Genomic DNA, 12,629 nt, shown 5'->3' with positions numbered 1-12,629 from the left:
ATCGCAATCCCAGGCGCCACAGCCCCAACCTACAAACTCACCGGCACAGACACCGGAAAAACCCTCACCGTCAAAGTCACCGGCACCAAGACCGGATACGTCACGGCAACTGTTGCATCAGCTTCGACTTCAGCGGTCGTCCCGTAGGGTCGCTCAAACTACATTTGTTGTTGGTATGGCTGGGCTGTGCCTTCGCCACCTTTTGAGCTGCCCGGGCGCCGAAATCAAGCTGTTTTGGGCGAGTTCGACGGCGGGCGGCGGCAAAGTGGGTGGTGGAGGCACGGGGCGTGTGCCGAGAACGCCGGCGCCGCCGAAGCGCCGGAGCCACCCGGCGCCCCGTGCCACTCTGTCCCGGCTACCCTCTTCACCGGCATTAAGCTGAGATGGTGCAATTTTCCCTTTGGCTGGCCTTGGTTGGTGCCGGCACCCTGATCAGTTTCACGCCCGGCGCCGGGGCCATCTTCACCATGAGCAACTCGCTCAATTCGGGCTTCCGCCGCTCCATTTGGGGAATTCTCGGCCAACAGGTTGCACTGGTGATCCACATCGTGATCGTCGCCCTGGGCGTTGGCGTGCTGGTTTCTAATTCGCCGCTGATCTTCAACATCATTCGCTACGCCGGCGCGGCCTACCTCGTGTACCTGGGCATCCGGCAGTTCCTGCACAAGCCAGACCTGGACAAAGAAGAGGTGGAGGACAAGAAGAACGAGCCCGCCCTGTCGATGTTCCAGCGCGGCATCTGGGTCAACCTGCTGAACCCCAAGGCGATCGTGTTCTTCCTGGCGTTCATGCCGCAGTTCATCAAGCCGGACCAGCCCCTTGTTCCGCAGTACCTGGTGCTGACGGCGACCGTTCTGGCGATCGACATCCTTGTCATGTGGCTCTTCTTCGCCCTCGCGGCACGGTCCTTCCAGCGTTTCACCCACAACGCCCACGGCCAGAAGATCCTGAACCGCATCTTCGGGTGCCTGTTCGTCCTGGTGGGCATCCTGCTGGCGGTCATCCACTAGGAGCGGGTCCCTGCGCGTGATGCTAGCGTCGGTGCATGGATGCGGACTGGATCGAACACCGGCGGGCGGACGACGGCGAACGCGTGGGCTGGATGAAGCCGGTGGACGGGGGCTTTGTGGCGATCGACCTGCTGGGACGTCCTCGCACGGAAGCAGTTGATTGGCTGAGCGCCGAGGAAACCCTCGATGAGCTTGGATTACGCTACCTCGCCGAACCCCATGAACTACGGCTCGACGACGGCGGGTGGCTGCGTGTGCGGATCGCTGAAGTGGCGCCCGGAACAGTCCGCGTCAAAAAGGACGACTGGGGCGACATGACGGCGCCGCAGATCTTCTACACGGTGGACTTCCCCGTCTCCGAAGGGCAACTACGGCCCCTGAAACGCTAAGAAACGTCAGCCCTGCGCCGTCGACCCACGGACCACCAGCGAACTCTCCAGCGTCACGTGCGGCTCGGCCAGGGGAACCCCCTCGATCAACCCCCGCAACTGTTCCCCCGCCTTGCGGCCCAGCGGTGTCGCGGGCAGGTGAACAGTAGTCAGACTGGGGTTGCTGGTTGCGGAATAAGGCAGGTCGTCGAAACCCGCTACAGCAAGTTCATCGGGGATCCGGACGCCCTCCACCCGTGCTTCCTGCAGTACGCCATAGGCGTGTGTATCGGTACCGCAGACGACGGCGGTCACGCCTGCCGCTTTCCACGAAGGCCAGGCGGAGGCGAAGGCAGCCGCGGCCTCTCCAACGTCGATCGAGGTGCTGATGATGTGGTCCTCCGAGACGAGCAGGCCACACGATGCAGCCTCCTCGAGGAACGCCTGACGCCGTAGCTCGAACGTGGCCGTGCCCGTAATACCGTCCACATAGGCGGCCCGGGTGTGCCCGGCGGAAGCCAAGTGCCGGGCAAGTTCGCGTGCCCCCTGCGCAACATCCAGGTTTACCGACGGAGCGAAGGTCTCCAGCCCCGGAGCATCCAGCAGCACCAACGGGCCGCTGGCGGACAGATCCTTCAGAAACTCCGCGCTCGGCGCGCCCACCAGCAGCCCCGCCGGTCGCAGGGACAGGAGTTTCCGGACGTCGTCTGCCTGCGGCGATTCGCCGGCGTCGGTCACGGAGAGCAGCAGTTGGTAGTCCGCGCCCAAGGACTCGCGGACCCCGGCAATGACGTTGGCAAAGAACGGGTTGGACACGTCCGGGGTTACCAAGATGACGATCGAGCTGACCCCGCGGGCCAAGGAACTCCCGATGCTGTCCACCACGTAACCAAGCTCGGCGATGGCGGTCCGGACCCGGGAGATGTTGTCTTCCGAGACGCGCCCCTGCGTCTTGCCGTTGGCAACCAGGGAGACTGTCGCCGTCGAAACGCCCGCCTTCGCTGCAACCATGGCGGCCGTGACCCGGGGCGCGCGTTTGCCGAGGTGGGCGGGGGTTTCCATGCATCGATCCTAGCGTTGTTACGCAACCGACAGGCAGCACAATGCATCAAGCGCTTGACGTACCCCACGTTAAGCGTTTGACGTAACCCCAAGCGAAGTGCCATGATTCCCCTGAATGCTTAGCGCCCTGTCCGGCGCCGCACCACCCTAAAAGCCAAGAACTCCGGACAGGCCCCAATGACGTGGAGAGAAACGTGGAAACCAACCCCCGCAAAAAGATCATTCTTGATTGCGATCCCGGCCATGACGACGCAGTGGCATTGCTGCTGGCACACGGCAACCCGGACATCGAACTGCTGGCCGTGACCACCGTGGTTGGCAACCAGACCCTTGAGAAGGTCACGCGCAACGCCCTTTCAGTGGCGACGATTGCAGGCATCACGGGGGTTCCGTTCGCCGCCGGCTGCGACCGCCCCCTGGTAAGGACCATCGAAACGGCCCCCAGCATCCACGGCGACTCCGGCATGGATGGCCCGGAGCAGCCTGAGTCCGCCATCGAGCTGGACCCGCGCCACGCCGTCGACCTCATCATCGAAACCGTCATGGCGCATGAGCCGGGCACCGTCACCCTGGTTCCCACCGCCGGCCTGACCAACATCGCCATGGCCGCCCGCAAGGAGCCGCGGATCGTGGAACGCGTCAAGGAAGTTGTCCTCATGGGCGGCGGCTACCACGTGGGCAACTGGAGCGCGGTGGCGGAGTTCAACATCATCATCGACCCCGAGGCCGCACACATCGTGTTCAACGAGAAGTGGCCCGTAGTGATGGTTGGCCTGGACCTCACGCACCAGGCGCTGGCCACGGACGAGGTGGTCAACAACATCGCCCGCATCGGCACCAAGCCCGCCAAGTTCGTCCTGGAGCTCATGGAGTTCTTCAAGAAGACCTACAAGGACGCCCAGGGCTTCGACTTCCCGCCCGTGCACGATCCCTGCGCCGTCGCCTACGTCATCGACCCCACCGTCATGACCACCCGCAAGGTCCCCGTGGACATCGAACTGCAGGGCAAGCTCACCCTTGGCATGACCGTGGCCGACTTCCGGGCACCCGCACCGGAGGACTGCCACACCTCCGTCGCCGTGGATTTGGACCACAAGAAGTTCTGGGACCTGGTCACCGATGCGATCGAGCGGATCGGCGAGCCCGACGGCGGCACTTCCTCAGGCGCGCACGTCGCCGCCGAGGCACTCGTTGCGGAAGAGGCAAAGTAAATGAGCACGCAAACCACTAACAAGGCCAACGTCACAGCCCTCATGGTCGCCCTGCTGGCAGCGTGCGTGGCATTCCAGCTCAACGCTTCCATGCTTAGCCCGGCCCTGGTCACCATGGGCAACGAACTCCAGACCGACCAGGCCACCATCGGCCTCTCGCAGACGTGGTTCTTCACGGCTGCAGCACTGTTCTCCCTGTTCCTTCCCCGCCTCAGCGACATCGTCGGCCGTAAGAAGATCCTCGTGGGCATGATGGTCCTCATGGCGATCGGCTCGGTCATCGCCGCCTTGGCTCCGGACGTGACGTGGCTCTTTGTTGGCCGCATCATCCAGGGCGTCAGCGGCCCCACGGTTCCGCTCTGCCTGATCATGCTCCGCTCGGCAGTCAGCAACCCGCGCAAGTACGGCGCTCTCATGGGCCTCATCACGGCCGTCAACGGTGGCGTGGCCGGCGTCGACTCCTTCGTGGGTGGCTACTTCGCTGAGAACTTCGGTTTCCGCAGCATCTTCTGGCTCATGGTTGCACTGGCCGTCGTCGCGACAGCACTCATCGCCTTCCTGGCCAGCGAGAGCAAGCCTGCCGCCGGCACCACCATGGACTGGCTTGGCGTGTTCTTCATTGTCATAGCCGTGGGTGCCCTGCTCACCGCACTGAACGAAGGCTCCAAGCTCGCAACAGCTTTCGACGGCGGCACGCTGGCCCTCGCCGTCGGCCTCACGGTGATTGCCGTCGTCGCCTTCTTCGCCTTCTGGACGGTTGAGAAGCGCGCCAAGCAGCCAATGGTGGAAACCGCGCACCTGCGCCAGCGCTCCACGTGGGCGCCCCTGCTGACCACTACGCTCACCATGACCGGTATCTTCGCGGTGATCAACGGCATCGTCCCGGCCTTCGTCCAGGCTGCAAATCCGGGATTCGGCGTGGGACCAACCGAGATGTCCCTCATCATCCTCACTCCGTACGCCCTTCTGGGTTGGCTCTTCGGCCCGATCAGCGGCCGGCTGGCCCCGGTCCTCGGCTACACCAAGGTGCTGCGCATCGGTATGGTCGGCAGCCTCGTCGCATTGGCGATCATTGCCCTCTTCGGCCTCAACAGCCTTCCGATGATGATTGCCGGCACGGCCTTGCTGGGCATCATGTACGCCGGTACCGTCAACATCATGCTGAACGGACTCGGCGTGGTGCTCTCGCCCAAGGGCAACCCCGGCTTCCTCCCCGGCATGAACGCCGGCGCCTTCAACCTCGGTGCCGGCCTGAGCTTCCTGGTCCTGCCCGCCGTCCTGGTGGCTACCTCAGCAATGGGTGACGCGAAAGCTTCCTACTTGACCGTCGTCGTCGTTGGTTTTGCCATCACGTTCGCCGCGTTCGCGGCCTCGCTGCTGATTCCCAAGCCGGTTGACGCCGAGGTCCACGAGGACGAAGAGGTGGCTGCGTGAGCACACCCGGAATCGTGGTGGTGGGTTCGCTCAACGCCGACCTGACCATCTACACAGAACGCCTTCCCCAGCCGGGTGAAACGGTGCACGGCAACGGCTTCGCGGTGAACCCGGGCGGCAAGAGCGCCAACCAGGCGGTGGCAGCCAGCAAGCTCGGCGGCCGGGTCAGCCTGATCGGTGCAGTGGGCGAGGACCCCAACGGCATCATGCTCCTGGACTCGACAGCCAGCGCCGGAGTGGACGTCTCGCGCGTCCGACGCTCGGACACCGCAACCGGCGTCGCTGTGATCTCGGTGGATGCGCGCGGCGAGAACAGCATCATCATCTCTGCCGGCGCCAACGGCACCCTTTCCCCCGCCGACGTCGACTTCGCCGCCTTCCGGGACGCCGCCGTCGTGTGCCTCTGCCTGGAGGTGGGTATCGATACCGTCGTGGCCGCCGCGCAGGCCGGGCACGACGCCGGAGCTACCGTCCTGCTGAACCTCTCGCCTTACGCTGAGGTGCCGGAGTTGCTGGCCGGGTTGAGCGACGTCCTCCTGGTGAATGCGCACGAGGCCGCACTGTTCCTTGGTTCCGAGGCGAACATTCCTTCCGCCGATGCGAACGCCGAAGCGTGGGAGCCCGTCCGCAGCCAGTTCGCCGACCGGGGCCTGCAACGGGTTCTCGTGACACTCGGCTCGCAGGGTTCGGTGGTGCTGGACTCGCTGGCACGTGGGGAGCAGCTCACCCGGATCGCTCCGACGCGCGTCAATGCGGTGGACACCACGGGTGCCGGCGATGCGTTTACAGGAGCTGTGGCTGCGCGTTTGGCCGCGGGTGACTCGCTGGTGGACGCCGCGTCATTCGCTTCTGTTGCGGCCGCGTTGGCTGCGACCAAGAAGGGAACCCAGGCCGCTTACGCAACCCTCGAGGAAGTCACAGCAGCCCGCGACGCATACCCCGCCCCCGGCACCCAACTGGGTCGCTTTTGTGCGCGTTTTGAGCCCTCAAAACGCGCACAAATGCGACCCAGTTGGGCTAAACGGAGCGGCGGGCGGCTCGTTGGGCTGCGCGTTCCACGGCCTTGCGGGTCAGTACTCCGTGGCCGGCCATGAGCCGGGGAACCACGATGTACACGGCGAGCGGGACCACCAATGCCGTCAAAAGGAGCGCGCGCAGCACCGGGTGCCACGGTTCCATCAACGGTCCGAGGGCAAGCATGCCAATGGACACCAGCGGGAAAATGGCGAGCCACGTGATCAGCGCGCGCATGTGCACGGACGGGATGTGCGGGCGTGCAGGAGCAACACCAGAAGGCGGTGCGGCGGCGGACTCGGCGGTCGTTTTGGAAGCGGCAGGGGCGGTCATCGGATTCTCCAACCAGATAGTTGCAATTAGCTTGGCACCACCCTAACCGGACCGCGATCCAATTACAACCACTTAGTTGGAAACTGGTAATATGACCCTATGGCGTGGGACACAGAAAGAACCAAAGGGCTGTTGCTGAAAGCTGCAACGGCGGAGTTCTGCGCCCGCGGACTTGCCGGTGCGCGCATCGACCGTATTGCGTCCGAGGCCGGCGTCAACAAAGAGCGGATTTACCAGTACTTCGGCAATAAGAACGCACTTTTCGACGCCGTGATCGTCACCGCACTCAGCACGCTGATGGATGAGGTTCCCATCGAAGGCCACGGCCCGGAAGCCATGGCGGACTATGCAGGCCGGCTTTTTGACCACCACCAACAGGACGCGACGGCTCCGCGGCTCCTGTTCTGGGAAGGCCTGGAACGGGGCACCGAAGTGGTCGGACTGCCCAAGCGCATGGCCAACTGTGCCTCCAAGGTCAACAGCACCATCGCAGCCCTCCCCGGCGTTTCGCGGGAAGATGCCGGCGATCTGCTGATCACCATCGTGAGCCTCTGCGATTCGGCCCCTGTCCTGCCTGCATTGGACGGCCTTATGGCGGGCAATGACCCCGGGCGTATCGGAAGGCGACGCGCCGCCGTCGTGCGTACCGTCTACCTGGCGGCCGCAGCGCTGGCCGCCGAAGCGGCGGAAGCAGCCGAAGCGGCGGAGGCAGCCGAAGCGGCAGAAGCCGGAGCCTTACCCGCGCACAGCGCCTGACGCCCAAACGTCGAATGTGACAGATTCGACACCGAAAATGACATTCCTGTGGAGTGGCGCCCTAGCCAAAGAGGGGTGCCATCAACCATGCTTGCAGAATGTACTCAAAGACGAGCCCATACCGCATCATTACGGTCTGCACAGGAAACATCTGCCGCTCCCCCATGGCGGCCCTCATGCTGACCGAAGCCTTCGCCGCGGAAGGGCTCGCCGACCTTGTGGACGTCGATTCCGCAGGAACCACGGCTTACGAAGTCGGGCACGGAATCGACCCCCGCGCAGCCCGCATCCTGACCACCCAGCACATCGCTTCCGAAGACCACCTCGCCCGGGAATGGCGGCGGGAATGGTTCGCCGAACGCGACCTTATCCTTGCCCTGGACGTGGACCACTTCGGGTGGCTGCAGGAAGGCGCGCCGGACGACGAATCGCTGGGCAAGGTCCGGATGCTCCGCAGCTTCGACCCCCGGATGACTGGCAAAAGCACCCTTGACCTGGGCATCGAAGACCCCTGGTACGGCGGACACACGGACTTCGAAAACACCTGGACACTCATCCACGCGGCCATCCCGGGAATTGTGCGGCACGTCAAGGAAGCAATCGCCGGACAAGCCAACCAGCCCCAGCAGGTAACCTCTATGTCATGACCCCTGCACCCGTGATCATTGCTGTCGACGGGCGTTCCGGAGCAGGCAAGACCACGCTGGCCGTCGAGTTGGCGGCCCGGTTGCGGGAGCACCACAAGGTGTCAATGTTCCACCTTGAGGACATCTACCCCGGCTGGAACGGCCTTGCCCCGGGCATCGAACGCTACGTTGCCGCCGTCCTCACACCCTTGAGCCGGAACCTGGCCGCCGAATGGACCAGTTGGGACTGGGAGCGCCACGGCGATGGGCACCACCAGGTCACCCAGCCCGCCGAGATCGTGATCGTGGAAGGTGTCGGGGCCGCTTCTGCCGCCGCACGGCCCATGCTGGACGTCGTCGTGTGGGTCGAAGCGACAGGCGAGGAGCGCCGCCGTCGTGCTTTGGAGCGGGACGGAAGCACGTACGAACCCTACTGGGACACCTGGGCTGCCCAGGAGGATGACTTGCTGGCCACGGACCCCGTGGGTGACCATGCGGACATCCGGGTCCTGAACCGCGCGGACGGCAGCGCGCCGACCGACGTCCTCAACGCCATGCCGTACTTGCCCGCACTTTCGGCCGTCCTGGCTCCCGAACTCAGCGCCCGCCGCGGCCTCCGGCTCAGGTCCGAACGGATCGATGCCGCCCCCGACCCCGCCGTGCTGTTCGGCTCACTGTACGGCCGCTCCGCCAACGCGGTGTGGTTGGATTCGTCCAACTACGCCACCGCGATCACCGGTGGAACCCAGGCGGCTGCCCGGAGCCGCTTCAGCATCCTGGCCGACGACGGCGGCGCGTTCGGACAGTCTGTAGAGCACCGGTCCGGGACTACTTTGGTGACTGCCGGATCCGCTACGGCCCAAACGTCGGGGCCGTTTTTCCGCTGGCTCGACTCCGTGTGGGGGCGCAAGGCAGTCCGAGCTCCCGAGGGCTACGACGGCCAGTTCACCTTGGGCTGGCTTGGATACCTGGGTTATGAGCTGAAGCGGGAAACCGGCGGCAACGATGTCCGCTCCCTTACTCCGGATGCGGCCCTCCTCTTCGCGGGGCGCGCCGTGGTGCTGGACCACCGCGACCGCGCCGTGTGGCTGCTGGCCCTGGACGCCCCCGACGCCGATCAATGGTTCAGCGCGGCACGCGCCTCGGTGGCGGCTGCTTCGAGCAGCGAAAGTGCCGGTGTGCACCCGGCCACAACCCACCCCGCCTCCGGCCGCCGCGCCGCCGGCCGGCCGGTCACCGCCGGTGCCCCATCCGCCGTCGTTGGTTCCATCCCCGGGTTCACCTGCCGCGACTCCGCTACCGACTACAAGCGGAAGATCGCCGACGCCCAGCACGAAATCAGCGAAGGCAACTCCTACGAAGTCTGCCTCACCACCACCCTTGAAGCCGGTGACCCGGGCCTCGACCCGTGGCAAACCTACCTGGCGCTGCGTCGCCGCAACCCCGCGCCGTTCGCGAGTTACCTGAAGTTCGGCGGGCTCGTGGCGGCCAGCACCTCGCCGGAGCGCTTCCTCAGGATCCTGTCCGACGGCGGCATGCGGGCCGAGCCGATCAAGGGCACCCGCCGCCGGTCCAAGGATGACGCCGAAGACATCCGCTTGCGGCATGAGCTCGAGGAGTCACTCAAGGACCGCGCGGAGAACATCATGATCGTGGACCTCCTCCGCAACGACCTGAGTCACTACGCCGTGCCGGGATCCGTCACCGTGAGCCGCCTCTGCGCGATTGAAAGCTATGCCACGGTCCACCAGATGGTCAGCACCGTGGATGCACAGCTTCGGCCGGGGGCTCCCAGGGCTGAAGCCGTCGCCGCCGCGTTTCCTGCCGGTTCCATGACCGGCGCGCCCAAGATCAGCACCATGGACATCCTGGACCGGCTTGAGTCCGGGCCCCGCGGAATGTATTCGGGCGCCGTGGGGTATTTCTCCATGAACGCCGCGACGGACCTTGCCGTAGTGATCCGCACGCTGGTGGTGAACCCTGAAGCGCCCGAGGGGCGGACCCTCACCCTGGGCGTGGGGGGAGCCATCACTGCGGACTCGGTGGCGGATGAAGAATACGAGGAAATCCGGACCAAGGCGTACGGGGTGCTCTCTACGCTGGGGGCGGACTTCCCCTCCTGAGTGTTACTGCAGGGTGGCAGTCAGGCGCGCCACGTTGTCCACATACTTGGCCAGTGGTGGCCGGTGCATCCAGTCGTCCAGGGTCAATTCCGTGGAGACCTCACGGTAGGTCGATTCCACGGCCCGCATGAGGTTGACCGTCTCAGCGCCCAGCAACATCACCGAAACCTCCATGTTCAGGGAGAAGGACCGCATGTCCATGTTGCTGGAGCCCAGGACGGCTACTTCGTCGTCGATCGTGAAGTGCTTGGCGTGGAGGACGTACGGGGCCTTGTAGAGGTAGATCCGGACACCGGCCTCCAGCAGGGCCTCGTAGTAGGAGCGCTGAGCGTGGTGCACCAGGAACTGGTCGCCCTTCTCCGAGACGAACAGTTCCACGTCCACCCCGCGCTGGGCTGCCGTGGTGATGGCGTACAGCAGCGAATCGTCCGGCACGAAGTATGGGCTGCAGATGGAAATCCTGTGCTGGGCGGAGTAGATCAGGGTGTTGAACAGGCGCAGGTTGTTTTCCGTGGAGAACCCGGGACCGCTCGGGACCACTTGCGCGGTGACGTGCCCGGGATTCGGCCCGGTGGGCAACCGCAGCTGCCCTTCCAGCGACTCGTCCGTTTCGCTCAGCCAGTCGGTGGCGAAAACCACGTTGAGCGTGGGCACAATGGGACCTTCCAGCCGTGCCATGAGCTCCACCCATTTCCGGCCAACCTTGCGGTGCTTGGGGTTGTTGTAGGAGGGCTCGATCAGGTTCTGGGAGCCAGTGAACGCCAGGACACCATCGATCACCAGGATCTTGCGGTGGTTCCTCAGGTCCGGGCGCCGCCACTGTCCGTGGATGGGCAGCAGCGGGAGCATCGGCTTCCACTGGATCTTGCTCGCCTTGAGCCTGCGCACCAAGCGCCGGTAGCCCTTGATGCGGAGGGTGCCGATGTGGTCGAAGAGCAGCCGTACCGTGACACCGCGTTCTGCGGCCCTCTCCAGTTCCGTGAGCAGTTCGTCGGTCATGAAATCGCTGCTCATGATGTAGAACTCGGCATTGACGTATTCCTTGGCACCGCGGATGGCTTCCGCCATGGCCTTGAGGGACTCGTCATAGCCCGGAATCAGTTCCACTTTGTTGCCGTCCACCATGGGAAGCGAGCCCAGCTGGTGGTTGAGTTCGCCTGCCGAGCGCACCCATTCGGGACCGGAATATTCGCTGGCCGGATCCGCCAGCTCGGACGTGACGGAACGGACCCGGTGGTTCACCGCTTCCTGCTGCTCCCTCCGCCGCTTGGAAAGCTTGAAATTTCCGAACAGCAGGAAAAGCACGAAGCCAAGGGACGGGATCAGGAAGATGGCCAGGAGCCAGGCCATGGCGGTGGTGGGGCGGCGGTTGCCGGGGATGATGCCCAGCAGCACGATCCGCATGATGACTTCCGCGATGGCCCAGACACCCACGAGCCACGTCCACTCGGGGCCAAACGGAAACGGAAAAAGCACTCGACAAACCCCCACGGTCCGAATACAAACAGTGACCTCAGCCTATCCGCCCGCCCGTGGTGGAGTGCGCCACTAAGCTTGGAACATGACTTCACCTGCCCCTACGGTCCTTGTTTTCCTGGATCCGGCCTTCCCCAACGGCCGCGTCGCCGACTCCAGCCAGCCCCAGCTCATGGCAACGGACCTCGGTGCCACCCGCGGTGATGGCGTGTTCGAGTCGCTACTGGCCGTCCAGGGCAAGCCGCGCAAAGTGCAGGCGCACCTGAACCGGCTGGGCAGCTCGGCCGCGGCGTTGGACCTCGCCGTTCCGGAGCAGGATGCCTGGCGCAGGGCCATCGACACTGCCATCACCGAGTTCCGTTCCGCCCACCCCGCGCCTACTCCCGAAGAAGACGAAGTCGTCGTCAAGCTCCTGGTGACCCGGGGCGTGGAAGGCGCAGCCAGCCCCACGTGCTGGGTCCAGGCTTCGCCTTCACCCGCGGGCAGCCGCCGGCAGCGGGAGACGGGTATCGACGTCGTGCTTCTCGACCGGGGCTTCGACACCGAAGCCGGCGAGCGCGCACCCTGGCTGCTGCTGGGCGCCAAGACGCTCTCCTATGCCGTGAACATGGCTGCGCTGCGCTATGCGCACAAGCAGGGTGCCGATGACGCCATCTTCACCTCCACAGACGGGCGCGTCCTGGAGGGGCCGACGTCCACTGTGCTGTTGGCCCACCTTGAAACAGTCGACGACGGCGAAGGTTCAGTCCGCACGGTGCGTCGCCTGATCACTCCCCAACTGGACAGCGGCATCCTTCCGGGCACGTCGCAGGGCGCGCTTTTCGCCGCCGCCAAAGCTGCCGGCTGGGAGCTTGGCTACGGTCCGCTGGTTCCGCAGGACCTTTTTGATGCCGACGCCGTGTGGCTGATTTCGAGCATTCGCCTGATCGCACCGGTGAACCACATCAACGGCCACGAGATCGGATCGCCAGCCGTCCGCAAGCAGCTCACGGCTGAACTCAACGAGTTGTTCGCCGGCATCGAGTAATCCTTGCAGAAGCTCCGCTTGGAACTTAGCAGGTCGATAGCAGAGTAATTGCTCGCATGACTTACTGATAAGGAAATCTTGGTCTCGCTCAGGGTGCCCGCCCGTCTATGCGAGGGGTTTCTTATCCTCCTTGAAATGGGTGTTTGTCGTGTGATGAATCTTGTCTTCGTGTTAGTTGGATCACTCCAG

At 64.6% G+C, this 12,629-nt stretch carries 11 protein-coding genes and 1 pseudogene; 9 read left to right on the top strand and 3 right to left on the bottom strand.

Annotation, left to right across the window (positions count from 1 at the left end; genetic code table 11):
* Positions 1-383 precede the first annotated feature (383 nt).
* Together ACSVIE_RS16250 and ACSVIE_RS16245 are read left to right on the top strand one after the other, a co-directional pair.
* Positions 384-1,010, top strand: coding sequence for a LysE family transporter (locus ACSVIE_RS16250; RefSeq protein WP_426004355.1), 627 nt, complete (start codon positions 384-386; stop codon positions 1,008-1,010).
* Positions 1,011-1,045: 35 nt separating this feature from the next.
* On the top strand, positions 1,046-1,399 hold the full coding sequence (locus ACSVIE_RS16245; RefSeq protein WP_442424510.1) for a hypothetical protein: 354 nt from the start codon (positions 1,046-1,048) through the stop codon (positions 1,397-1,399).
* A gap of 6 nt (positions 1,400-1,405) precedes the next feature.
* On the opposite strand, the gene ACSVIE_RS16240 is transcribed toward ACSVIE_RS16245, so the two are convergent.
* Positions 1,406-2,389, bottom strand: a complete 984-nt coding sequence (locus tag ACSVIE_RS16240; protein ID WP_442424513.1) for a LacI family DNA-binding transcriptional regulator — start codon at positions 2,387-2,389, stop codon at positions 1,406-1,408.
* Between the two features lie 245 nt (positions 2,390-2,634).
* Between ACSVIE_RS16240 and uriH the strand changes: the two genes are divergently transcribed.
* The 3 genes and pseudogenes from uriH to ACSVIE_RS16225 form a co-directional block, all read left to right on the top strand.
* Complete coding sequence (gene uriH, locus ACSVIE_RS16235) at positions 2,635-3,651, top strand: uridine-preferring nucleoside hydrolase UriH (protein ID WP_442424509.1); 1,017 nt, start codon at positions 2,635-2,637, stop codon at positions 3,649-3,651.
* On the top strand, positions 3,652-5,085 hold the full coding sequence (uriT, locus tag ACSVIE_RS16230) for a uridine transporter UriT (protein WP_442424508.1): 1,434 nt from the start codon (positions 3,652-3,654) through the stop codon (positions 5,083-5,085).
* Positions 5,082-6,020 (top strand): annotated as a pseudogene (locus tag ACSVIE_RS16225) (ribokinase); the annotation flags it as partial. The gene uriT and the pseudogene ACSVIE_RS16225, both read left to right, overlap by 4 nt.
* 82 nt (positions 6,021-6,102) lie before the next feature.
* Here the strand turns inward: ACSVIE_RS16225 and ACSVIE_RS16220 are convergent.
* Positions 6,103-6,432: a hypothetical protein gene (locus ACSVIE_RS16220; RefSeq protein WP_442424507.1), complete on the bottom strand. Its 330-nt coding sequence runs from the start codon at positions 6,430-6,432 to the stop codon at positions 6,103-6,105.
* A gap of 99 nt (positions 6,433-6,531) precedes the next feature.
* Between ACSVIE_RS16220 and ACSVIE_RS16215 the strand changes: the two genes are divergently transcribed.
* From ACSVIE_RS16215 to ACSVIE_RS16205, 3 genes are all read left to right on the top strand, one after another.
* Complete coding sequence (locus ACSVIE_RS16215) at positions 6,532-7,188, top strand: TetR/AcrR family transcriptional regulator (protein WP_442424506.1); 657 nt, start codon at positions 6,532-6,534, stop codon at positions 7,186-7,188.
* A 98-nt stretch (positions 7,189-7,286) separates the two neighbouring features.
* Positions 7,287-7,835, top strand: coding sequence for a low molecular weight protein-tyrosine-phosphatase (locus tag ACSVIE_RS16210; protein ID WP_426004361.1), 549 nt, complete (start codon positions 7,287-7,289; stop codon positions 7,833-7,835).
* A complete protein-coding gene (locus tag ACSVIE_RS16205; RefSeq protein ID WP_442424505.1) occupies positions 7,832-9,937 on the top strand; it encodes a chorismate-binding protein in 2,106 nt (701 codons plus the stop codon). The genes ACSVIE_RS16210 and ACSVIE_RS16205 overlap by 4 nt, the downstream gene beginning before the upstream one ends.
* Positions 9,938-9,940: 3 nt before the next feature.
* Here ACSVIE_RS16205 and cls read toward each other — a convergent pair whose 3' ends face one another.
* Positions 9,941-11,413: a cardiolipin synthase gene (gene cls / locus ACSVIE_RS16200; RefSeq protein WP_442424504.1), complete on the bottom strand. Its 1,473-nt coding sequence runs from the start codon at positions 11,411-11,413 to the stop codon at positions 9,941-9,943.
* An 85-nt stretch (positions 11,414-11,498) separates the two neighbouring features.
* Between cls and ACSVIE_RS16195 the strand changes: the two genes are divergently transcribed.
* Positions 11,499-12,440 (top strand): aminodeoxychorismate lyase, encoded by a 942-nt coding sequence (locus tag ACSVIE_RS16195; protein WP_442424503.1) that lies wholly within the window; start codon positions 11,499-11,501, stop codon positions 12,438-12,440.
* Positions 12,441-12,629 lie beyond the last annotated feature (189 nt).

This window comes from Paenarthrobacter sp. NCHU4564 (genome assembly GCF_052156435.1).
Lineage (GTDB): Bacteria > Actinomycetota > Actinomycetes > Actinomycetales > Micrococcaceae > Arthrobacter.
Note: the sequence above shows the minus strand (reverse complement) of the source record. Positions and strands in the feature narration are given on the sequence as shown.